This is a genomic window from Spirulina sp. CCY15215 (genome assembly GCF_016888125.1).
Taxonomy (GTDB): Bacteria; Cyanobacteriota; Cyanobacteriia; order Cyanobacteriales; family Spirulinaceae; genus CCY15215.
The window spans coordinates 32396-55926 of the sequence record NZ_JACSWA010000575.1 but is presented as its reverse complement, the minus strand read 5'-3'; the positions used below and the strand labels follow the sequence as shown (position 1 = coordinate 55926).

Sequence of the window (23531 nt, the reverse complement as noted above, 5' to 3'; positions counted from 1 at the left end):
TTTACAGTAAATTAAAGATATCGTCACCATTCAGTTGTCATGCCTCGCCGAGACCTCTACCATGAAACTGTTAGAAATGCTCTTATCAAAGAAGGTTGGACAATTACCCACGATCCGCTCATTTTAGGCGATCTTGAATTGCGAGTTTATCCCGATCTTGGAGCAGAAAAATCGGGTGCATCTCAAAGTTGCAAATTTACAACATTGCTCCGAATAATTAGAGCTTCCGAATAATTAGAGCTAGGGAGCGAGACGCTCCCACTACAATAAACCATAATGGGGGTAGTGCGAGCATCTTGCTCGCTATTTTTACTATATTTATATCGCTCTATTTTACGTCGTAGCGGTTCTACTCGTCAGCCGTACCTCGCAGTTCCTTTAAAAGTATATCAAGAACTCTTTCAAAAAGCGATCGTGCAAAATGTAATTGAAGATGAATCTATTCATCTCATTGTGTTTAATCCTGACACGGAGGTTATCGAACAATGGATCGATTAAAACAATATCGTAATGCAATTCAACAAGTTCTCAACGAACACGCCCAACTCTCTCGCAAAGTTAGGGAAGATCGTCCTAGCGATCGCGACATTCCGGCTGAAGCGATCGCAATTTGTGACCCTCAAACCGATAATTATTTACTTGTTACTCTAGGTTGGAATGAATATCAACGCATTCATAGTATTATCGTTCATCTGCGAATTATTGATGGTAAAATTCATGTTGAATGGAATGGTACTGAAGATATAGCCGAAGATTTAATGGAACAAGGGATTCCTGAATCTGCTTTTGTTCCCGCCTTTCGCCATCCCAATTTTCGAGATGCGATCGCGACAAAAACATGATACCTACAAATCTCTCTTTTGCGAACCTGAAATTTCTGATTATATTGCTGAATTGAGCATCAATATTTTGGTTTTTAGTCTCGATACGGAGGAAATTGAACAATGGATCGACTAGAACAATATCGCATCGCCATTCGCACGGTTTTTGCCAAGCATCTCGAATGGTCAAAATCAAACGATCGCGGCGAAACCATCGCGATTTGCAATGAAGAAACCGATAATTATCTTCTGATGAATGTCGGTTGGAATGGCTACCAACGTCTTCACAGTATCTTTTTTCATCTGCGAATTATTGATGGTAAAATTCATGTTGAATGGAATGGTACTGAAGATATAGCCGAAGATTTAATGGAACAAGGGATTCCAGAATCGGCTTTTGTTCCCGCCTTTCGCCATCCCAATTTTCGAGATGCGATCGCGACAAAAACATGATTTAAAAATTCATGTAGTGTCCAACAGTGCGATCGCCTAACCCACCCAAGTTTTTAAAAACCAATTCAGCCACCGATCGCTGACCTTCTGGTGTTAAATGCGCCCAATCAACGAAATAGGATTTTACCATTTCTGGAGGAAGTTTCGACCAAGCATTGTGAATGTCGATCGCGGCAATTTTGGACTCTTGCAGAACTTGGAAAAATTGAGATTTGTAAGCAGGATCGTTAGGAATGGGTAACACATCTTCGCGACTGGGAGTATAAACCACAACAAGGGGAATATTGTTTTCTTGAGTTAAAGCGGCGATCGCCTGCAAAGATTGTAAATTGTCCTTAAATTGTAAATCTAAGTTCTCATTAGCCAATGTTACTTTTCCTCGCATAAAATAGGAGATACGAGGAATGAGATAACGTTGAAATAATTCGGCGATCGCAGAACTAGGATATTCTATTGGATATAAATTCTTTCCTTGACTGGTCGGTTGTAGCAAATCGTGAGTGCCAATTTGGAGAATAATGGCATCAGCATTAAATGTCCCAAATTTCTGCAAATAGCCTAATTGATTACCAATTCCCCAAGAATTTGCCGACGCATTGAGAACCTCTGTTTCTTTTCCCTTCTCTTTTAATTGTATTTCCAATTGTTCGGAAATTGTTTCCATTTGATCGGTACGGTTGCCCCCATTTAATACCGAATCACCTAACATTAAAACTCGTAATACACCTGCTTTTTTTTCAATTTCGATAGGTTCAGAACGTTGAGAATATTGATTATATTCTATCCAATTGCCAAAACGCCGCGTTTTTTGATTGGGCTGAAAACGATAACCCATTTCAATATCAGCTTGTACCAAAGCAGGTTTACCCAAACCTAAAAAAAAGCGCAGTCCTATTTCTATCATCAATACAGTCAATAGAACTGCCAGTAGTATTTTACCAATACCTCTAAGTCTCATCTCATTAATTCTGTTATCAAGTATTCGCTAAAAATTGCATTCAAAAACAACTAATAACTACTTGAAAATTTCACTAAAAAACTGTTTCATTGCAGCCCAAGAACGCCGATCTGCTTCTTTTTGATAAGCCGATCCTTTAGAGGGATCGTTCCCTGCATTAGAGTCGGTAAAACTGTGAACAGCACCCCCATACATGACCAATTGCCAATCAACATTAGCCGATCGCATTTCTTCAGCAAAGGTCTGCACTTGTTCGGGAGGAACAAAAGGGTCATCGGCACCATGCAACACTAAAACTCCCCCGCGAATATTGTTAGCATCCTCAAGATTTGGCGTGTCTAAATTGCCGTGAAAACTAACAACTCCAGCCAGAGAAACACCACTCCTGGCAAGTTCTAAAACTGTCCCTCCGCCAAAACAATAGCCGATCGCCGCTATTTTTCCAGGGGTGGTGAGTTCGTGACTTTGCAGAACTTTTAAACCCGCATTGGCGCGATCGCGTAACAGTTCGCGGTTAGAACGATAAAGTGTAGCTTGAGTTCTGGCTTCTTCCTGAGTTTGAGGGCGTACACCTTTACCATAAATATCGGCAGCAAAGGCAACATAACCCAATTCTGCCAATTCTCTCGCCCGACGTTTTTCGTAATCTCCTAAACCCTTCCACTGGTGAACTACAAGAACACCCGGGCGCTGTTCTTTAACTTCATCATCATAGGCTAAATAGCCTTCTAGAAGCACGTTATCTTGGCGATATTCAACGATCTCCGTGCGAATAGCAGCTTCGGCTGGAACCGCCATCCAAGCTATAATTGGAGCTAAAAACAAAGCAATTGATAAAGATTTCATCGTCTAAGTTCAGTGTTTGAATTTTTATCTTAATCTTACCAGCTTTGTGACAATTTTAACCCTAATATTTTGCGAACTTTACGATTGATGCGCTTGTATAGGTTAGGCTGATAATCAAAATAAGTCGATTCGGTATAGCGATCGGCTTTATCGTGACGAATGATAAAAGGAGGGTGTTTTAAGGGAAATTCCATTGCTTTAACTTCTAATTGATTGTATTGACTTAACGCATTAGTGGTATGGGTTGCATCTTCTGTATAACCAATATATTTAATGAGATTTTCGCGGGGTGTTATGGCTAAACCTCCGTGAACCCAATTGGCAAAAATCCACTGAAAATCCCAACAATCTAACTGGTTTGCGGAAATAATATCAAAGGTATGTGTCCATGATTTAACCGCATGAGAATCTTGTAAAATATCTTGTAGTAGGTTCTTTTCTCTAATTTCTGGCCATACCTTTAAATCAAAATCAAAGTATTTCCAAGCACGTCGCCAACTTGCCCAGCCCCAACAATGATTGTAGCGGGAAAAATAATAGCTATAATCTGTCGGATTTTCTCCAAATTGTACGTTTAAACCGCAAATTGTCATTACTCTTTCGTCATCTCTATAATAGTCTAATAACTCTTGGCAGTAGCGAAAAAAGCTGGGATCGGGTAAACAATCATCTTCGATAATAATTGCTTCTTCTACGCTATCAAACACCCAATCAATCCCCGTAGAAGGACGCTTACCACAGCCTAAGTTAACATCAGAATAATTTTTGTATACTTGACAGTCCCAATCAACTTTTTCGATAATTTCTCTCACCGCAGCGCATTTTTTATCTTCTCCTGGTTTATCTGGGCGAGGTCCATCAGCAATTAGGAAAAGAACGGGAGGTTTGACTTGACGAATCGCTTCAAATACTTTTTTTGTGGTCTGAGGTCGATTAAAAACAATCATAGCCACAGGGGTTGTTAATTGCCAGTTTAATTGCTCGTTATTCATTGCTTTAATCTCCGTAATTTGAATAATATAAAAGAGCGCGATCGCGTTAATGATATAATATTTATACAGTAACCGATCTTGCTAAAATTCGCAAATAAATAGCTCTCAAAATAGGATATTTATAAAGGCGATCGCTTTATTTTTCCCAGAGTCCCATTAAAAAGAGAGCTTTTGTTTGTCGCCAGAAAATAGGTCGGATCGGTTTAAAAAATAACCCAGATAAATAAGAGGCTACAATTTGCGAGATTACTGTAGCAACGGCTGCACCTGTACCGCCATAAGTGTCAATCCATAAAGTATTAAGAATAATATTAATAACAGCGCCTAAAGCTGTTGTTGCTGCTGCAAACTGGGTTAAATTTTCTGTGGTTAACCATGTTGTTCTCGCAACACCCAAACCAATAAATAAACCTGCCCAAATATGAATAGTTAAAATATTAGCAGCTTCGGCATATTGTACTCCATAAATTAGATTCACAATATAAGGGCTTAAAAAAGTTATCGGAATTGCTGCCAGATAGCCAATAATGGTAACAATACTCAATAATTTCTGGATTCGACCATAGTAAATGCGATCGCCGAGTTCTTTCCCTTGAACAACAGAAGGATAAACTGAATTAATAATTGAAATAGGAACAAAATACCACATCTCAGAAATTTTTACGGCGGCTGAATAAATTCCTACTGATTCTGTACTCACCATTTGTGCTAACATGACTTGATCGATTCTCATGTAAATCACGGTGACAATATTGGCTAAGATCAAAGGCCAGCTATCTTGCAATAAAGAAAGGGCGCGATCGCGGCTAAATCGCCAGGCTTTAATTAAACTACCACTGAATTGATAAACAACAGCCAAGCCAATTGCTGTTAAAACTTGTTCGATGGAAAGAATGACAATAAATACTAATAAAGGTGCCTGTAATTGAATGGCGATAATTTTGGCAACGTTAATGATAATATAAACAATGTTTTTTGCAACAACAACATATTTAGATTGGACTTGAGATTGAAACCAATAGTCAATTACTTCCATCGAACGACTGAAACTGTTCCCAATAGCAAAAATACCCACAAAAAGAAGAATATTGGGATCGTTTGGTTCGGAAATTAAGGCGAAGATAATAACACCAATTGTTGCCAGTAAACTTGCAACAAATCTTAAAATACAACCTGTTCCTAATGTTTTATCTTTCTGAGAAATATCGCGAGAAATATCGCGGACAATAATTTGTTCTAACCCTAATTTGGCAACAACACTAAAAAGCAAGACAATAGCAACGACATAATTGTATAAACCAAATCTCTCCGGTCCCAAATAACGTGCAACCCAAACTCCTACAAAAAGCCCGAGAAAAAGCTGTAAAATTTTCTCCCCAAATAACCAAGTTGTGTTACCAATAATTTTTCGTAAATTCGGACTTATTTTTTCTAACATTTAGTTTTTTCTTAATTATTAAAAGTTTAATCTTGCCGTAAAATTATGTTTGCTGACTAATATCAATACTAACTCGAGTTGTCAAAGCAATATACCAAAAAAAGATACTGGTAACACCGAGTAAACCTGTTTCTGTTAAATTGGTAACGAGAGTATAGGTTAAAAGTAGGATGGGTAAGCCACCATAAGGCATAGGAGCTTTGCTTAAGTAGATGACTGCTTTAACAATACTAGCAATAAATGCAGCAATAAAAAAGGATAACCCTAAATAGCCTAAATCTAGGGCTAAATCCATGAATCCATTATGGGAGTGGGGGGGAGAAAATTGAGTTTTTTGGACAATAATATCTGCCGCCGGATTATTTGCACCTTCCCAAGGTTGCCAAAATCCATCAATTCCATAGCCTAAAATTGGCCGCCCGTTAATTTTATCAATAATGAGAGGCCAAAAGTCAGTTCTCCCGGTAAGAGTCAAGTCTTTATTGAGGGTATCGACTACAATAAATTCGAGATTTTCTGTTACTAAAATTGTCAAAGCAATACTTAAAATCATAAAGAGAATAACAGAGGTGACAGCCCATTGAATGGGCAATGTTTTCACAAATCCCAAATAAAACCAAAGAGAAATTAAGCAAAAAACTGTGACTTTTCCTGCACCGCTTCCCCCTTGATTTAAAGCAAACAAAGCCATTAAAAAAATAAGAACACAAAATAGGCGTTGCTTAGGATTATAAAGAGATTGAATAAACCAAAGACTAGCACTGAGTGCCATCAGAAAACAAAATTGATTTTTATGCCCGCTAATACCAACCCATGCGCCATCTGAAACACCAACGGAAGGTTTAACAAAACCGTAAAAAAATGCGAGAAATACTAATATACAATGAATCCATAAAAGCAGAGGATATAATTCTTGCCAAGTGAAGCGCTTGCCAGTATAAATCGCAAAAGTGGTAGTTTCTAGAATAGCAAAACTTGCTTTTAATGTGAGTACAAAATTATTAGACCATGAGGCAGAGAGTAATATTAATAAGAGAAATAAATAGAGAAAAGGATTTCGCGTAATGAGAATACCAAATATACCGACAAAATCTTTTAAAGTATAACGTAATAGAGGGATTAATAGGAGGATTGCGATTCCATATATTACAACTTGGGCAATAATTGTTGGTGGAGTAACTGCCAGATTAGATAGAACTCGAGGATGCAATTTGGTCAAAGGAGAAATAGTTGCTCCTGTTGCACCAGAAATAGTAATTAAGAAAAGACCAAGACAGAATTTCTCATAGATAATCGCATATTTTAGGTAAGTTCCTAAATAGTTAAAGGCGATCGCTAAATAAATCAAACCCATGCCAAGGATTAGGGGTAAAATGAGAGGATCGAGGAGTAGTTCTTTCATGGAATCTTCTTTTTCGGTTTGGCGATCGCCAAATAATATAAGTTTCTACATACAAAAAAATTAAATACTCTTATTTTTGTTAATTTTCTTGTCGTAATATTGTTTGATCTTGATATATTTAACGTTCTTTAACTTTTAAAGTGTTTGCCTCCTGAAATCGTGATTAAATAAACTGTAACTGCTAGAATCATAAACATTGAGTCAGCACGATCGCCATTTATTTTTGTCACTATTTTTGGGGAATAGCAATGTACGAATATTCCGAACAAGATGAGTTAACGTTAGAATTCCGTCGAGAACGTTCAGTGCGTCGGGCGGCTGCTATTCTTGAAGCCAAGCAAAGGCGCATTCGGGCAGATCTCAAGCAGTTACTCGCCCATATTTCTTTGCTAATTCCTGCCTCGGCATTACAGGGCGATCGCGGTTCTAAATTGATGTTACTGGAAGATGCTGCCGAACGTTTGAGAGATGAGAATTTTTCTCAGCTAATCTTGGATATTTTGCGAGAAGGACAATAAGGACAATAAAATAAGGACAATAAAATTAAAAAGTATCCAAGATTTTAGATTCGATATTTGCGTTGCGGCTTTCTTCCCTGTCTGAAGACAAGACTTAAAACCAGTAAAACAACAACACCGGCAAATAGGGGGAGAAGCAAGGCTAGAATGGATAGGGTGATTGCACTGAGAACTTCAAGGGTTGCTAGGATGCCGTTTCCCAGCCCTCCTGTGTTGGTGGTGGAGTCTAATCGCGTTACGCTGGTAAAACTCTCGATCGCCCCAGCAGTTCCTCCTCCGGTGATCGCCGCTAAACTCCAACGTAATAGGGGATCGACTTCTCCTAAATTGGCGGCGGCGATCGCGGTACCCAAGGCGATCGCGGCGGGAATTTCTAGGGTATCTAAAAAATTATCCACCACGGGTAAATAATAAGCTGATACTTCGAGGAGGGCGGCGATCGCAAAACAAATCAGGGCGGGGTAAGTCCCGATCCAAGCAAAACCAGGGGCGAGGGTCAAATTTCCTGATAAGGAGGCAATGCTCATCACTAAAGGGGGAACAAAAATCCGAAACCCACAAGCTGCACTGAATGCAATTCCCAAACACATTGCGATCGCAAAATCTATCATGACAATACTGCATAAATTGTAATTCTGTTCTGGCTCGTCCCTGCAAATCTGTTGTATTTTCTCTGGGTAGATGTTTTTAAATTAAGGGTCAGATCAACGGCAATATTAGCAGAAATGTTGACAGAAACGTATTTTTATGATTCACTTTCTCTCAGTTGCAGGGCAGTAGATTTATTGATCGCCGATTAATCTTTAGAGAAATTTTAAATCTAATTTTAAATGTATTAATGGTAATGCTAAAAAAGATAAGTCATAAAATCAAACTCATGTTCTACTCTCGTAAATTGCAGAGTAGACTTAAGATAGCTTCCCGTAATTTAGAGCGACCGCGATCGATTATATTTTATACTACCCATAAGTGTGCTTCTACTTTTGTGCAGAGATTGTTTGAAATCATCTCTAAAAATGCTGAATATGAGTTAGTCGATTATGCGGGGACAATTTGGGGGGCTGGCGATCGCTTTAAGAATATTGAAAGTCCTTATGAATTGTTTTTAGAGAGGGCTTATAGCGATTTATATTCTCTCAATGGTAAAATTTATGGACCCCAAAGGGAGTATTTAGATTTTCCTGGTCGAAATAAATTTAAACATATTTTCTTTTTAAGAGATCCGAGGGATGTTTTAGTCTCTGCTTATTATTCTTTTGCTTTTACTCATACAAAACCCTTGAGAAGTGGCGATCGCGATGTTTTTCTGCAACAAAGAGCGCAAATACAAGAACAAGAAATTGATGCTTATGTTTTAGAGCAAGCAGAAGAATGGATTGTTCCTTTTTATCAAAACTATCAAAAGCTACGAGATACCGCAGATGATTATCTCTATTTGCAATATGCTCTATTTATTAATGATACTGCGGAATTTATCAAAAAAATCTCTGATTTTTGTGCTTTGAGTCCTTCAGAAAAAGAGATTAGAATATTAATGCAGGAAGCCAGTCCAGTCCAAATACGAGAAAAAATGACTCATAAGCGATCGGGAAAAACCGGGCAGTATTTGGAAAAACTTCGCCCAGAAACGATTGAAAAATTGAATGATATTCTGGCAGATGTTTTGCGCGAATGGGAGTTTTGATGTTATTTTTCCAGTGTTTCCTAATTTTGTTTTTTCCGATCGGGACTAAAACGGCAATCTCGCAACCACAAGCGCACAGCTTGACCGATCGCGCCATTACTGGCTTCTCTAGGAGGGGATGGGGGTTGCTCTCTGTTAACGGACCCATAACGGGTAAATAGCGTCGCCATGCGCCAACCGTCGGGGGATGACACGAGAAATAACCAATGATAATTTTCTCGGGGGATGGCGCGATCGCCGCTAAAAGACTGCTCTAGGGTGGTAAAAAATACCTGTTTGGGGTCGTCTGGAGAAATAGGTAAAGCGCGAGTGCTTCCTACTAATGCCAAGGGTTCAAACTCCGGTTGTCCTGTGGTAATAACATAAGTTTCGTGGTCGTTTGTCCCCGAGAGGCGCGATCGCTGAATCACCCGATTTGTATAGCCTGGTAAATCCTCCAACAGCAATTCCACCACTGTTTCTAAATCCTGATCACAAGAGGTTTCCACCGCAATAGCAACCGTGGGAAAAATCCCCCCAGTGGCGATCGCCAGCCCGAATCCCGTTAAAACTCCTTTTATTGCTAACTTTAAACTCACAATTACATCGCTCCAGCGACTTCTTCACAAATGCGTTCCCATGCCTCAAGGGGATTTGTCGCTTGAGTAATGGGACGACCGATCACCAAATAATCTGCTCCGGCTGCGATCGCCTGGCCAGGGGTCATGACTCGTTTTTGATCTTTTGTCTCCGACCAACTTGGACGCACTCCAGGACAAACCAAGAGAAAATCCCGATCGCAGATTTTTCGTAACTGACCTGCCTCTCGCGGGGAACAAATAGCCCCAGAAATTCCCGACTCTTGAGCCAGTAGTGCCATCTGCAAAACATATTCGGGCAATTCGAGGGGAATTTTTAAATCAAACGCCAATTCTCGGGAATTAATGCTGGTCAGAAGTGTAACTGCCAAAAGTTTCAAGTGTCCCGAGCCACGAGCCACCTCTGCCGCCATTTCTAGGGTCTTGCGGCCAGATGTTGCGTGAATGGTGAGGAAATCAATATCGTACAGTTTAGCCGACGTACAAGCTCCAACAACCGTATTGGGAATATCGTGGAGTTTCAGATCCAGAAAAATACGCTTATTGCGTTGTTTGAGAACCTTGAGAACCTCTGCACCTGCACCAATAAATAACTCAAAGCCAACTTTCCAAAAAGTAACTTGAGGGAGTTTGTCGATTAGGGCGATCGCCTGCATAGGCGTGGGAACATCAAGGGGAACAATAATGCGATCGCTAACTAATAATTGTTCGCTATTCATTGATAACCATTGACGAAAATTATTGACGAAAATTATTGACGAAAATTATTGACGAAAATTCGCTCTCAAATTCTACTTTTTATTGACAAGCCGAACAAATTTTTTCTTGCCCACTTGCAAAACTTTACCATTGAGATCGACAGGAGAGGCAAATTCAAGATTAACATCGCTAATGCGATCGCCATCTAAGCGCACTGCCCCTCCTTGAATCTGGCGGCGACCCTCACCGCTACTCTTACATAAGCCACTCGCACCGAGGACGTAATACAACTTAGCAGGAAATGTCACCTCAGTTAACAGAAATTCAGGAACAGATTCCGTTGCAAGTTGTTTCCCTTTGCTTAAAGACTCCGCCGCTTTTTGGGCTTCCTTGGCTGCTTCCTCACCGTGATATTGAGCCACCACATCCAATGCCAGTAATTTTTGCCGCTCTCTGGGGTTTTCCGGTAAACTCTCTAAGGGTAATTTGGTTAGTAACTCAAAATACCGCTCCAAGAGCGCATCGGGAGTCCCTTCCAACTTGGAATACATGGAGAGGGCATCTTCAGTTAATCCCACATAATTATTGAGAGATTTCGACATCTTATTAACGCCATCAAATCCCAAAAGTAAAGGCAATAACAGACCAAACTGAGGTTTTTGACCAAAATGGCGCTGTAAGTCCCGTCCCACTGCTAAATTAAACTTCTGATCAGTTCCCCCTAACTCCACATCCGCTTGCACAGCTACCGAGTCATAACCCTGCATCAAAGGATAGAGAAATTCGTGTAAGTAAATGGGATTTTCCTGCTCATAGCGTTCGGAAAACCCCTCTTTGGCCAACATTTGCCCCACCGTCATTGTCGCCAATAACCCCAGAATTTCCTTTAAATCCAATTTAGCCAACCAATCCGAGTTATAACGAATTTCCAGGCGATCGGGGGTGTCAAAATCCAATACAGGGCGCAATTGTTGCAAATAGGTTTTGGCATTATCCCGCACATCTTGGGGAGTTAGTTGGCGACGCACCTCCGATTTCCCCGTGGGATCGCCAATTTGAGCCGTAAAATCCCCAATGATAACTACCGCAATATGTCCCGCATCCTGAAACGCCCTTAATTTTCGGAAAGGAATGCTATGACCGAGATGGAGAGCCGATCCCGTCGGGTCTATGCCTAACTTTACTCGCAACGGGCGATCGCACTGCGCCAATAAACAAGCTAAATTTTCTGCGGGGTGATCCGACTCGGGGCGATCGGGAAAAATTTCGCTAATGCCTCGGGAAAGCCAAGTCATATCGGGGTTTAAATTGCGATCGGGCATGAGATTCGACAAGTTGATGGTTTAACGTTAGGATACCAACCAAGTGTTTTAGGGTAACACGCACCCGTACTGTTAAGTTAAGGAGAAATGCTCTAAGTCTTTATAAATAAATTAGAATTTTGGATAAAGTATCAGTGTTAAGTAAATGTTAAAGTTTCTAAAGGGGGAAATCGGCCAATGGGCTGTAGATTATTTTCTGTAAAATGTAGTTTTTATTTTTCCCGGTTCTCTTAGCTCCCTATTTGGGCAAACATTTTGCACAAGCATTTTGCACAAGCATTTTGCACAGAACACATTTTGCACAGAAATAGAGCATCGAACATTTTTAGAGTGAGGTAGTTGAATTATCGTGGCGACTGGTACCGTTCGACAAAAAAGCACAAAGAAAAGCGATCGCAAGCCCTTGGTTGAATTTGCCCTTGGGATGACCAAGGCTGCTGGAGGAACAATTCTGGGCATTACCATGCTCTCTAGTTCCCTTGTAGCAGGTGGGTTGGTTGGACTCGCCATTAGTTTTCGCAATCTCCCCGACGTTCGCGTTCTGCGAAACTTCGTCCCCACAGAAACGAGCTATATCTATGATATCAAGGGCAAAATCCTCGATAGTCTACACGGAGAATACAATCGGGAAGTCGTCAAGCTCGACGAAATTTCCCCAAACCTCAAACGAGCAGTTTTAGCCATTGAAGATAGCCATTTCTATCTACACGATGGCATTAATCCCAATAGCATTGGCCGCGCCTTACTCGTCAACTGGCGACGGGGATCTGTGGTAGAAGGGGGGTCTACCGTGACCATGCAGTTAGTCAAGAATTTATTTCTCTCCAGACAGCGCACCTTCAGCCGCAAACTGGCGGAAGCAGTTCTCGCGATTCGCGTCGAACAAATCTTTACCAAAGACCAAGTTTTAGAAATGTACCTCAATAATATTTATTGGGGTCATAACAGTTATGGTGCGGAAACTGCTGCCCAGAGTTATTTTGGTAAATCCGCTAAGGATTTGAATTTAGCAGAATCCGCCGTGATGGCCGGGTTAATCCAAGCGCCGGAAGATTATAGTCCTTTCATTGACTATAAAAAAACGAAACAAAGGCAATATTTAGTCCTGCAACGAATGCAGGATTTAGGCTGGATTACAGCTAAAGAGTCAGAAGAGGCGAAAAAAGCCCAACTTTTGATTGGCCAGCCTACAGCTTGGAAAAGTAGCGAACTGCCTTATATTACGGAGGCTGTGGTTGCGGAACTGCAAAAGCGTTTTGGAGAAGATGCCCTACTCAAAGGGGGAATGCGAGTGCAAACCACCGTAGACTATAACTTCCAAAAAATGGCGGAAGAAAATGTCGCCCAAGCGCACCAAAATTTAAAAAATCGCGGACTCTATGCGGATCAGGTGGCTTTAGTGGCGATCGATCCTCGCACTCATTATGTCAAAGCGATGGTGGGAGGGGTGAACTATAAGGAAAGTCAGTTTAACCGCGCCATTCAGTCCCTGCGTCAGCCAGGATCGTCTTTTAAACCTTTTGTTTATTACACTGCTTTTGCTAGTGGGAAATATACCCCCTATTCGAGCATTAATGATAGTCCGGTTAGGTATCGCGATGGTTCTGCCTATTACGAACCCCAAAACTACGGGGGGAGTTTTTCGGGATCTGTTAGTCTTCGCACGGCGATAATTCAATCTCTCAATGTTCCGGCGGTGAAGATCGGTCAAGCGGTAGGGATTGATAATGTGATTGAAGTTTGTCGCACTTTAGGTATTAGTAGTCCTCTCGATCCGGTGATTTCTTTGCCTTTGGGATCGATTGGCATTACACCAATGGAAATCGCGGGGGCTTATGCCACTTTTGCTAGTAATGGCTGGCATTCCAAACCGACGGTTATTGCACGGGTTACGGATAGTAGTGGTAATGTTCTCCTTGATAATACTCCTAAGCCTCGCTTGGTTCTGGATCCTTGGGCAACGGCTTCTTTAACGAGTGTGCTGAAGGGGGTTCTCGAGGGGGGAGGAACGGCACCAGGGGCGGCGATCGGTCGTCCGGCGGCGGGTAAGACGGGAACGACGACTTCGGAACGGGATGTCTGGTTTGTGGGTTATGTTCCCCAATTGTCTGTGGCGGTTTGGATCGGCAATGATAATTATCGACCTTTGGGAAAAGGTGTGACGGGAGGGGGATATGCTGCTCCCATCTGGCGTGGTTTCATGCGGGAGGCTTTGAAAAATGAGCCGGTGAAGCATTTTCCTTCTCCTTCTAAGTTTCCTCGTCCGAAGGCTTAAGTTTAAATTAAATTATTGGTGCGGGTAAATGGCCAAGATTGAAACTACGGGAACGGTGGATGCAAGCGGAATGTTAACGGCGCAGGTTGAGGGGGTGCCGGCGGGGGAGTACGCGATCGCCCTAACTCCTCTGAATACTGCTCCGGCGATCGCCACTTTCAATACTGCCAATACCTCTCAATTTCCCGATATTCAGGGACATTGGGCGCAGCCTTTTATTACCGCCCTGGCGAGTGCGAAGATCATTCTCGGCTTTCCTGATGGGACGTTTCGCCCCGACCAACCGGTTAACCGCGCTCAATTTGCCTCTTTAATCACCGGTTCATTCAATCTACCCATTCAGCGCGATGCCATTAAATTTGGCGATTTATCTTTGGGATTTTGGGCCAATAATGCCATCCAAAAGGCCTATCAAATGGGATTTTTAACCGGATATCCCAATAAAACTTTTCGTCCTCATGTTGAGATTAGCAAGGCGCAAATTCTGACGGCTTTGGTGAATGGTTTGCAGATTAATACTGCCAATTTACCTAAGATTGCCCTCGGGGATTATTATCAAGACGCGACAGAAATTCCCAATTACGCGATCGCCCCCATAACCATCGCCACAAGTACGGGAATGGTGGTCAATCATCCCGATCGCCAAAAATTACAGCCCAATAAAGCCGCCACTCGCGCCGAAGTTGCGGCTTTGCTTTATCAGGCGATCGCCCAAACAGGGAAAATGCCGAAGATTGCTTCGGATTATTTAATTAACCCCCCCAAAACGCAAACCACCGCCATTCTCAGCCATCAGAGGGAATTTCGCGGCGCATGGATTACCTCCGTCTGGAATGTCAATTTTCCCTCCAAACAAGGACTTTCCGCCCCAGAACAACAACAGGAATTACGTGCTATTCTCGATCGCCTACAAAGTCTTAATTTTAACGCGGTGATTTTTCAAGTTCGTCCTGAAGGAGATGCCCTTTATTCTTCAGCGCGAGAACCTTGGAGTGTATGGCTGACAGGCATTCAAGGCAGACCCCCAGAACCCTTTTACGATCCCCTCGAATTCCTTGTGACTGAAGGACATCAGCGCAATATCGAGGTTCATGCTTGGTTTAATCCCTTCCGCGCTAAAACCAGTAAATCTGAAGCCAATAAGATCCCTCATTTCGATGCTCTCCATCCTGAAGCCGTGTACAATTATGGCAATGATCGCTGGATGGATCCCGGTTTGGAAATCGTTCAGAATCAAACCTATGAGGTCATTCTCGATGTCGTCCGGCGCTACAATATCGACGGGGTTCACATTGATGATTATTTTTATCCCTATCCCATCACGGGACAGGATTTCCCCGATCGCGTCACTTACGAGAGCTATCAACAAAGTGGCGGTACTCTCGATGTTGGTGCATGGCGCAGGGAAAATGTTAATAGGATAGTGAAACGCTTATCGGAAGGCATTCGCGCCACAAAACCTCAGCTTAAATTCGGCATTGCACCTTTTGGTATTTATCAGCCTGGAAAACCCCCCGGTATTGCCGGATTAGACCAATTTAACGCCCTATATATGGATCCGATCAAGTGGTTATCAGAAGGGTGGGTAGATTATCTCTCTCCGCAATTGTATTGGAAAATCGAACAAACAAAGCAAAGTTATCCGGTTTTATTACAGTGGTGGGCAGAAAATAATCCTCAAAATGTGCATCTTTATATTGGTAATAATTTATCGCGAATCAGCACCGTTACCAGTAGTTCTCCTTGGTCGGTGGAAGAGTTTGAAAATCAAGTGAAAATTACACGAGAGTCAAAGAATAAAAATGTTTTAGGGAATATTTTCTATCATGTCAAACCTTTAATGGAAAATATGCAAAATGTCAATGAAGCCTTTAAGAGTAGACTGTACGATCGCCCCGCATTAGTCCCCTCCCTATCTCGACACTTGGCGAAAAAACCTTCATCTCCTAAAGTTAGTATTAAGGGCAATACGCTTTCGTGGCAACCCCAAGGAAATGCAGAAATTCGCGCTTGGAGTTTATACCGCTTGAAGGATGAAACTTGGGAATTGGCGGCTATTTTTCCCGCTTCTATCCGCGCTACGGGAATTGCATCTGGAATGTATGGGTTATGTGCTGTGAGTTCTACGGCGGTAGAGAGTGAAGGCGCGATCGTTACATTAACTTAATATCTGCACAAATTCTCTCTTAATTAAGGTTAATCTTAGGATTATCTCATTTTTTCTATTTTTCTATGTCTTGCTCTAGCGACATTGAGCTTTCTGTTGTCATTCCCTGCTATAACGAGGAAGATAATCTTACCGTTCTCTTTCAGCGCTTGCAAGGGGTTTTAGAGGGCTTAGATTTAACTTATGAAATTATTTGTATTAATGATGGTAGTAGGGATAATACGCTAGAAAAACTGATCTATTTTCATCATCAGAATCAGGCCATAAAAATTATTAATTTATCCCGCAATTTTGGTAAGGAAATTGCCTTGACAGCAGGCTTAGATTATGCTATAGGCAAGGCAATTATTCCCCTTGATGCCGATCTGCAAGATCCACCAGAATTAATTACAAAGTTAGTGGAAAAATGGCGAGAGGGATATGATGTAGTTTGTGCGACAAGGCGATCGCGACAGGGAGAAAGCTGGTTAAAAAAAATGACAGCAACAGCATTTTATCAAACTTTAGGGAAAATGAGTCCTGTTACAATTCCCTTCAATACAGGAGATTTTCGCCTTCTTGATCGCCAAGTGGTTGAAGCGATTAAAAAAATGCCAGAAAGAACTCGCTTTATGAAGGGAATATTTGCTTGGGTAGGATATAAGCAAACATCAATTCTCTTCGATCGCGATCCTCGTTTCCAGGGAGAAACCACCTGGAATTATTGGAAATTGTGGAATTTTGCCCTTGATGGAATTACTTCTTTTAGTATGCTTCCTCTTAAGGTTTGGAGTTATTTAGGTTTATTTATTTCTTTAATTTCTTTACTATATGCTAGTTTTTTGATTGTGCGAACGGTGATTCAAGGAATTGATCTTCCGGGTTATGCTTCGATCATGGTTGCTATTTTGTTTTTTGGAGGTATTCAACTGATTACCTTGGGGGTTTTGGGGGAGTATTTGGGAAGAGTTTACGAGGAAGTTAAAGGTAGACCTTTATATTTTGTGCGCGATGCTTATGGATTTAAAAACATTGATGATTTAATTAAAGAGTAGATTTAATTGGCTCGTAAGTAAGATGATAAGCTAGAAACTTTGAGCGGATCTATTCTCAAAATAGATTTTCGAGTTAGAATCGAGAGAAATCATTGTATGTTCTCCAGTCCAAATGAGTTATTGTCTCAATCCAAACTGTTCTGTTCCTGAAAATATCGACAGCATTCAGTTTTGTCCGTCTTGCGGAACCTCACTCAGTTTAGGCGATCGCTATCGTTCTCTCAAACTCATCGGTCAAGGAGGGTTCGGACGGACTTTTTTAGCCTGCGATCGACACAAACCCTCTCATCCTCTCTGCATTATTAAACAATTTCATCCTCAAGAAAAAATTGAGATTGATAAAGCTGCACAATTGTTTCAGCAAGAGGCTATTCGTTTGGAAGAGTTGGGGGATAATCCCCAAATTCCTAATCTTTATGCTTATATTGAGCAAGAGGAAAATCAATATATTGTTCAAGAGTTTATTGATGGTGAAACCTTACAAGTAGAATTAGAGAAGAACGGCAATTTTACAGCCAAGCAAATTTTAGAAATCCTCGAAAATATTCTCCCAGTGTTGGAATTTGTCCACCAAGGCCGGGTCATTCATCGAGATATCAAACCCAGTAATATTATGCGCTGTTCGGACAATAAAAATTTGATTTTAATCGATTTTGGTGCGGCAAAATATGCAACGAACACTGCTTTAATACAGAAAGGAACACAAATAGGTAGTGCGGAATTTATTGCCCCTGAACAATTGCGAAGACAACCAATATTTGCCAGCGATCTTTATAGTTTGGGAGTAACTTGTCTGTATCTTTTGACCGGAATTTCTCCCTTTGATTTATACAACACCCTGGAAAGTCGCTGGGTTTGGCGAGATTATTTAGTGGACAATGCTGTTGGCGATCGCCTGGGTAAGATACTGGATAAAATGATTGCAGAATCCTTAAGCGATCGCTATGGTACTGCAACGGAAATTCTGCAAGATTTAAACAGTTCTTCCCCAACTTTTCCCCAAATTTCATCCTCCCAAAAATCTCCTAAATCTTCAGTCAAGCGCGAAAATACCTACACCCATGCTTATAATTTGACTCAGCATAGTGATAAGGTTTTAGATCTTGCAATTAGTCCCGATAGCCAATATTTAGCTACGGCCAGTGAAGATAAAACAATTAAACTGTGGGAATTAGCAACAGGAGAAGAAGTACAAACTTTGCAAAATAAAGCGGGAGAAGAATCGGCTTTTCATTCTGTTACTTTTTCTCCCAATGGCAAAGTTCTAGCGAGTGGAGACTTTAATAATGTAATTCAACTTTGGAAGGTCAAAAATGGTAAAAAAATCCGTCAATTGAAAGGTCATGGAGGATTTGTTGCAGGAGTTAATTCTTTAGCTTTTAGTTGGGATGGGGAAATATTAGCCAGTGTGGGAGGAGATAAAACCTTGAGAATTTGGGAGGTTAAGAGTGGAAAATGCTTGCACATTCTGCGGAGTCATTCTCGTTGGTTGAGTTCCGTTTCTATGAGTCCAGATCGCCAAACTTTAGTAACAGCAAGTGCCGACCAAACTATTAAAATTTGGGATTTTCATGCAGGTACCGAGTTAAAAACTATCAAAAATGATGCAGCATTGTTTGCTGGGTTTAATGCGGTTACTTTTAGTCCGGATGGTAAAATAATTGCTACTGCAAGTGATGATTATACCGTGAAACTTTGGGATGCGATCGCAGGCAGTAAAATCGGCGTTTTAGAAAATCATAATAATTGGGTTTGTTCGGTAGATTTTCGTTCGGATGGTTTATTTTTAGCGAGTGGTGGCTATGATAAAGCGATCCGAATTTGGGATATGCGATCGCAGGAGGAATACCAAGTTTTAGAAGGCCATCAGAATACCGTGAGAGTTGTACTTTTTAGTCCGGATGGAACAAGATTAGTGAGTGGTAGTGAGGATAAAATGGTTAAAATTTGGCAGTTGTAATAAGGCAAAAATAATTGTAAAATAGAGAAGTTTCTCTATTTTTTAATTCCTTCAATACAAATGGCATTTTCAAAACTTTCAGGATGTTCGACTCCCGCAAAGCGATCGTCTCGCCATTCTTGATATTGACAGAGACGAACATCTTTAAACCCTTGTTCAATAAAGGCATTAGTTAGAGAAGATTCGTCCCACATCCATTGATGGCGATTATTAGAAAACATTTCTCTCAGGCGATCGCCTAACGCTTTTCGCGTCCCTAAATGCCCAATTAAGGAGTTAGTCATAAAATTAATGGAGGCTTGAGAAGCAAGTTTTTCTTCCTTTTTTTCCCGAATATAAGTAGCAATTAAATCTTCTAAATTAGGAACAACTGCGCGGAAAATTCCTTGGGGTTTTAAATAAGAATAAATTCTTTCCATTGCAATCTTAAAATCTGTAATACTAAGATGTTCGAGAACATGGGAAGCGTAGATTAAATCGCAGCTATTGGGAGCAATATCTAAACCCTTGACAATATTTCCATATTGTGCATTTGTAGACCATGCTGGTAATTTGAGTACAGGAATTAGAAAACGTCCAATAATAGGAATTTTAACCAATCTTAAAGAGGGAGAAGCGTCAATATTTTTCCAGCCTTCAGCGATAATTAAACCACAACCAATATGCAGGCATATTGGTTGTTTATTATTGGTTATTTGTTGTGGGTTGTCTTTCATTAATAATTGTTTATTGTTCATTAATAATGGTCTGATAAACCGAGATGAGATGTCCGGCGATCGCATCCCAAGAATAGCGAGTTTTGACTAATTGTTTGCCATTATCGCCTAATTCTTGACGCAGTTGAGGAGATGCGAGGAGAGTCGCGATCGCCTCGGCTACTTTCGTCACTTCCCCTTCTACCACTAACCCAGCCTTAGCTGCAAGAACTTCTGGGGCAATTTGCACTTGAGGGGTGACAATAACAGGTAATCCTACCGCCATTGCCTCGGCAACTGCAACCGCAAAGTTTTCTGCAAAGGAAGGCAAAATGAATAGATCGGAACCTTGCAAGGCTAATGCTTTACTTTTCCCAGTTAAAAACCCAGCAAAGGTAACATTTTGAGTTAAGTCAAAAGATGCAACCAAACTTTCTAGTTTCTTGAGATATTCTTCTTCTCCCGTACCTGCAAAAATAAGATGAAATTCCTGTTTGGTTTTCAGAGAATAAAGTGCTTCGAGTAATAATTCTGGACGTTTTTTATAATGGATACGAGAGAGAAATAAAATAATCGGAGTTGTAGAAGAAATCTGATAAATTTGGCGTAGTTTTGAGCCTGCATCATCAATTATTATCTCTGATTGCACTCCTAAAGGTAAAATGGCTTTAGGTGCGACAATACCAAAATTATTGACATCTTCAGCTTCTCCTGCCGTGGTACAGTGAATAACCGCCGCCTGATTAAGATTCCGACGTTCAATCAAAGCTGAATATACTTGCTTTTTACGCTGACTTTGTGCTAAAGCCCAAGGTGATAATTGTCCCATTGTCCGAACAGTATAGGGAATTTTCTTCCACCTTGCGATCGCCCCAGCACAAGTGGAACTATAAGAAAATAAATAATGATGATCTAAAATGTCATAATTGGCGAGATTTTGCCATAACCATTGGGTTAATGACCACGAAAAAAGGAAACCGCGATCGTTACCGAGGGAAATCGTATTTTTTGGTGCAGAAAAGCGCGGGAAAAACCAAATAGGAACACCCTCATATTCAATACGCTGATGGAGAGGAACATCTAAAACCTCTAAACCATCATCATCAGTTGTGGCAATTTCTGCATCTATACCGCGATCGCGCAAGGCTTTAACTAAATTTAAAACAACCTGAGTCGGACCCCCTCGCGCCGACGAAACGGAAGGAATAACATGAAGAACTTTAAACACGATCGATAATCGACTATAGGGTATTTGTTATTATTTATACCATGAAAAATCCCCCACCCGAAGGCAGGGGATTTAAAACCTACTCAGCTAATGGTTAGCCGAACTTACCAGCCGTTGAAGCTATCAAGAAGGCCGCGTAGGTGAAGATGTAACCCACCGTGAAGTGAGCTAAACCAACCACGCGAGCTTGAACGATAGAGAGAGCAACGGGCTTATCTTTCCAGCGAACCAAGTTCGCCAAAGGAGTACGCTCGTGGGCCCAAACAATCGTCTCGATTAACTCTTGCCAGTAACCGCGCCAAGAGATGAGGAACATGAAACCTGTCGCCCAAACCAGGTGTCCGAAGAGGAACATCCAAGCCCAAACCGAGAGGTTATTCACGCCATAAGGATTGTAACCGTTGATTAATTGAGCAGAGTTTGCCCAGAGATAATCCCGGAACCAACCCATTAAATAGGTCGAGTTTTCATTGAACTGGGCAACATTACCTTGCCAGACGGCCAAGTGTTTCCAGTGCCAATAGAAGGTTAACCAACCCAAGGTGTTCAACATCCAGAACATGGCGAGGTAGAAGGAATCCCAAGCAGAGATATCGCAAGTACCGCCACGGCCCGGACCGTCACAGGGGAAGGAATAACCGAAATCTTTCTTGTCCGGCATTAACTTGGAGCCGCGAGCATCCAAAGCGCCTTTAACCAGAATCAACACCGTGGTGTGCAAACCAAGGGCGATCGCATGGTGAACCAAGAAGTCTCCAGGTCCAATGGTCAAGAACAGGGAATTAGCCCCGCTATTGATTGCATCTAACCAACCCGGCAACCAAACGTTAGCGTAGTTTGGGTATGCAGTGGCAGCAACACTATCAGGGTTGGATAACAGAACATCCATCCCGTAGAGAAGTTTGCCGTGAGACGCTTGGATGAACTGAGCGAACACAGGTTCGACGAGAATTTGCTTTTCAGGAGTCCCGAAAGCAACCACGACATCATTGTGAACGTACAGCCCGAGGGTGTGGAAACCGAGGAAGAGAGAAACCCAACTCAAGTGGGAAATCAATGCTTCTTTATGCTCCAACATCCGCGCTAGAACATTGTTCTCGTTCGCAATGGGATCGTAATCCCGCACCAAGAAGATCGCGCCGTGAGCAAATGCTCCTACCATCAAGAAACCAGCAATATACTCGTGATGAGTAAATAAGGCTGCTTGTGTGGTGTAGTCCCGCGCAATAAAGACGTAGGACGGCATGGAGTACATATGCTGTGCCACCAAGGAGGTAACAACCCCTAAACAAGCCAGATGCCATCCCAATTGGAAGTGCAGAGAATTGTTATAGGTGTCGTACATCCCTTTATGACCCGCGCCAATCATGCCGCCAAAAGGCGTACCTTCTGGGGGAGTGTGGGCATTCATGATCTCTTTCATGCTGTGACCGATACCGAAGTTCGTGCGGTACATATGGCCAGCAATGATGAAGAGAACTGCGATCGCCAAGTGGTGGTGAGCGATGTCAGTCAACCAAAGAGACTCGGTTTGGGGATGGAAGCCACCGAGGAAAGTCAAGATAGCTGTTCCCGCACCTTCAGAAGTTCCGAAGATATGACCCGCCGTATCAGGATTCTGAGCGTAAACGCCCCAGTTTCCCGTAAAGAACGGTGCCAAACCTGCCGGGTGAGGTTTCACGGAAAGGAAGTTATCCCAACCCACGTGGATGCCCCGAGATTCGGGAATCGCTACGTGAACCAAGTGACCGGTCCAAGCCAAAGAGCTAACTCCGAATAATCCAGCCAAGTGATGGTTCAAGCGAGACTCGGCGTTTTTAAACCAAGACAAGCTGGGGCGGAACTTGGGTTGCAAGTGCAGCCAGCCAGCGAACAACATCACGGCAGAGAGAATTAAAAGGAAGATAGAACCTTGGTAAAGTTCTGCATTGGTGGTCATGCCAATGGTGTAGAACCAGTGGTAAACCCCGGAATAGCAGATGTTAACGGGATTGCTTGCTCCCGCTTGGGTGAAGGCATCAATTGCACCTTGACCGAATTGGGGATCCCAAATTGCGTGAGCGATGGGACGGACATTGAGCGGATCTTTAATCCATTGCTCGAAGTTACCTTGCCAAGCCACATGGAAGAGGGTGCCAGAAGTCCACAGGAAAATGATAGCGATGTGTCCGAAATGGGAAGCGAAAATCTTTTGGTAGAGATTTTCTTCGGTCATGCCGTCATGACTTTCAAAGTCGTGGGCTGTGGCAATCCCGTACCAGATCCGACGGGTTGTTGGATCTTGGGCGAGGTCCTGGCTAAATTTTGGAAATTTAGTTGCCATAAATCTTTTTGAGGAGTTTTCCTACCTGAACATGAGTCTTATGCAAATTCACTAATGCGTGTTGCTACTCATTTGGGGACTGTCTTACCGCCATCAAAGAGGATTGATTCAATTTGATGGGGTAAGAAGTTAGACTTT

21 protein-coding genes and 1 pseudogene are annotated in these 23531 nt (G+C 41.9%); 10 read left to right on the top strand and 12 right to left on the bottom strand.

The annotated features are described in order from the left end of the window. Positions 1-39: 39 nt before the first annotated feature. From JUI58_RS26715 to JUI58_RS20255, 4 genes and pseudogenes are all read left to right on the top strand, one after another. Positions 40-498 (top strand): annotated as a pseudogene (locus tag JUI58_RS26715) (element excision factor XisH family protein). Continuing rightward, complete coding sequence (locus tag JUI58_RS20265; protein ID WP_204105625.1) at positions 486-842, top strand: XisI protein; 357 nt, start codon at positions 486-488, stop codon at positions 840-842. The pseudogene JUI58_RS26715 and the gene JUI58_RS20265 overlap by 13 nt, the downstream one beginning before the upstream one ends. Then, positions 820-957 carry a hypothetical protein gene (locus JUI58_RS20260; RefSeq protein WP_204105624.1) on the top strand — a complete coding sequence of 46 codons (138 nt, stop codon included), beginning with the start codon at positions 820-822 and terminating at the stop codon, positions 955-957. The genes JUI58_RS20265 and JUI58_RS20260 overlap by 23 nt, the downstream gene beginning before the upstream one ends. Beyond that, positions 945-1274, top strand: a complete 330-nt coding sequence (locus JUI58_RS20255) for a XisI protein (RefSeq protein ID WP_204105623.1) — start codon at positions 945-947, stop codon at positions 1272-1274. The genes JUI58_RS20260 and JUI58_RS20255 overlap by 13 nt, the downstream gene beginning before the upstream one ends. A 1-nt stretch (position 1275) precedes the next feature. On the opposite strand, the gene JUI58_RS20250 is transcribed toward JUI58_RS20255, so the two are convergent. The 5 genes from JUI58_RS20250 to JUI58_RS20230 all read right to left on the bottom strand — a co-directional run bounded on the left by JUI58_RS20250 (position 1276) and on the right by JUI58_RS20230 (position 6910). After that, positions 1276-2232, bottom strand: a complete 957-nt coding sequence (locus JUI58_RS20250) for an SGNH/GDSL hydrolase family protein (protein WP_204105622.1) — start codon at positions 2230-2232, stop codon at positions 1276-1278. Between the two features lie 57 nt (positions 2233-2289). After that, the gene (locus JUI58_RS20245; protein ID WP_204105621.1) at positions 2290-3078 is read right to left on the bottom strand and encodes a dienelactone hydrolase family protein; all 789 of its coding nucleotides are present in this window, start codon (positions 3076-3078) and stop codon (positions 2290-2292) included. A 35-nt stretch (positions 3079-3113) separates the two neighbouring features. Next, positions 3114-4070 (bottom strand): glycosyltransferase family 2 protein, encoded by a 957-nt coding sequence (locus JUI58_RS20240; protein WP_204105620.1) that lies wholly within the window; start codon positions 4068-4070, stop codon positions 3114-3116. A gap of 136 nt (positions 4071-4206) precedes the next feature. Then, positions 4207-5508 carry a flippase gene (locus JUI58_RS20235; protein ID WP_204105619.1) on the bottom strand — a complete coding sequence of 434 codons (1302 nt, stop codon included), beginning with the start codon at positions 5506-5508 and terminating at the stop codon, positions 4207-4209. A gap of 43 nt (positions 5509-5551) precedes the next feature. Next, positions 5552-6910, bottom strand: coding sequence for an O-antigen ligase family protein (locus JUI58_RS20230; protein WP_204105618.1), 1359 nt, complete (start codon positions 6908-6910; stop codon positions 5552-5554). Between the two features lie 248 nt (positions 6911-7158). Between JUI58_RS20230 and JUI58_RS20225 the strand changes: the two genes are divergently transcribed. Further along, positions 7159-7428 carry a hypothetical protein gene (locus JUI58_RS20225; protein ID WP_204105617.1) on the top strand — a complete coding sequence of 90 codons (270 nt, stop codon included), beginning with the start codon at positions 7159-7161 and terminating at the stop codon, positions 7426-7428. A gap of 44 nt (positions 7429-7472) precedes the next feature. Here JUI58_RS20225 and JUI58_RS20220 read toward each other — a convergent pair whose 3' ends face one another. Beyond that, a complete protein-coding gene (locus JUI58_RS20220) occupies positions 7473-8039 on the bottom strand; it encodes a DUF4126 domain-containing protein (protein WP_239121605.1) in 567 nt (188 codons plus the stop codon). Positions 8040-8305: 266 nt separating this feature from the next. Here JUI58_RS20220 and JUI58_RS20215 point away from each other — a divergent pair, with 266 nt between their 5' ends. Beyond that, entirely contained in the window at positions 8306-9112 is an 807-nt protein-coding gene (locus JUI58_RS20215) for a sulfotransferase domain-containing protein (RefSeq protein ID WP_204105616.1), read from the top strand. Positions 9113-9132: 20 nt separating this feature from the next. On the opposite strand, the gene JUI58_RS20210 is transcribed toward JUI58_RS20215, so the two are convergent. From JUI58_RS20210 to tyrS, 3 genes are all read right to left on the bottom strand, one after another. Further along, the gene (locus tag JUI58_RS20210) at positions 9133-9690 is read right to left on the bottom strand and encodes a hypothetical protein (RefSeq protein ID WP_348539935.1); all 558 of its coding nucleotides are present in this window, start codon (positions 9688-9690) and stop codon (positions 9133-9135) included. Positions 9691-9692: 2 nt separating this feature from the next. Next, on the bottom strand, positions 9693-10409 hold the full coding sequence (gene pyrF, locus JUI58_RS20205) for an orotidine-5'-phosphate decarboxylase (protein WP_204105615.1): 717 nt from the start codon (positions 10407-10409) through the stop codon (positions 9693-9695). A gap of 72 nt (positions 10410-10481) precedes the next feature. After that, on the bottom strand, positions 10482-11711 hold the full coding sequence (gene tyrS, locus JUI58_RS20200) for a tyrosine--tRNA ligase (protein WP_204105642.1): 1230 nt from the start codon (positions 11709-11711) through the stop codon (positions 10482-10484). A 349-nt stretch (positions 11712-12060) separates the two neighbouring features. Between tyrS and JUI58_RS20195 the strand changes: the two genes are divergently transcribed. The 4 genes from JUI58_RS20195 (at position 12061) to JUI58_RS20180 (ending at position 19147) form a co-directional block, all read left to right on the top strand. After that, on the top strand, positions 12061-13986 hold the full coding sequence (locus tag JUI58_RS20195; protein WP_204105614.1) for a penicillin-binding protein 1A: 1926 nt from the start codon (positions 12061-12063) through the stop codon (positions 13984-13986). Positions 13987-14014: 28 nt separating this feature from the next. Next, positions 14015-16153 (top strand): family 10 glycosylhydrolase, encoded by a 2139-nt coding sequence (locus JUI58_RS20190; RefSeq protein WP_204105613.1) that lies wholly within the window; start codon positions 14015-14017, stop codon positions 16151-16153. A gap of 65 nt (positions 16154-16218) precedes the next feature. Then, on the top strand, positions 16219-17187 hold the full coding sequence (locus tag JUI58_RS20185) for a glycosyltransferase family 2 protein (protein ID WP_204105612.1): 969 nt from the start codon (positions 16219-16221) through the stop codon (positions 17185-17187). 112 nt (positions 17188-17299) lie between these two features. Beyond that, positions 17300-19147 (top strand): serine/threonine-protein kinase, encoded by a 1848-nt coding sequence (locus JUI58_RS20180; protein WP_204105611.1) that lies wholly within the window; start codon positions 17300-17302, stop codon positions 19145-19147. 35 nt (positions 19148-19182) lie between these two features. Here the strand turns inward: JUI58_RS20180 and JUI58_RS20175 are convergent, their stop codons facing one another. The 3 genes from JUI58_RS20175 to psaB all read right to left on the bottom strand — a co-directional run bounded on the left by JUI58_RS20175 (position 19183) and on the right by psaB (position 23393). Beyond that, positions 19183-19884 (bottom strand): methyltransferase domain-containing protein, encoded by a 702-nt coding sequence (locus tag JUI58_RS20175; protein ID WP_239121603.1) that lies wholly within the window; start codon positions 19882-19884, stop codon positions 19183-19185. Further along, on the bottom strand, positions 19874-21070 hold the full coding sequence (locus JUI58_RS20170) for a glycosyltransferase (protein WP_204105610.1): 1197 nt from the start codon (positions 21068-21070) through the stop codon (positions 19874-19876). The genes JUI58_RS20175 and JUI58_RS20170 overlap by 11 nt, the downstream gene beginning before the upstream one ends. A gap of 94 nt (positions 21071-21164) precedes the next feature. Next, positions 21165-23393: a photosystem I core protein PsaB gene (psaB, locus tag JUI58_RS20165; protein ID WP_204105609.1), complete on the bottom strand. Its 2229-nt coding sequence runs from the start codon at positions 23391-23393 to the stop codon at positions 21165-21167. Positions 23394-23531 lie beyond the last annotated feature (138 nt).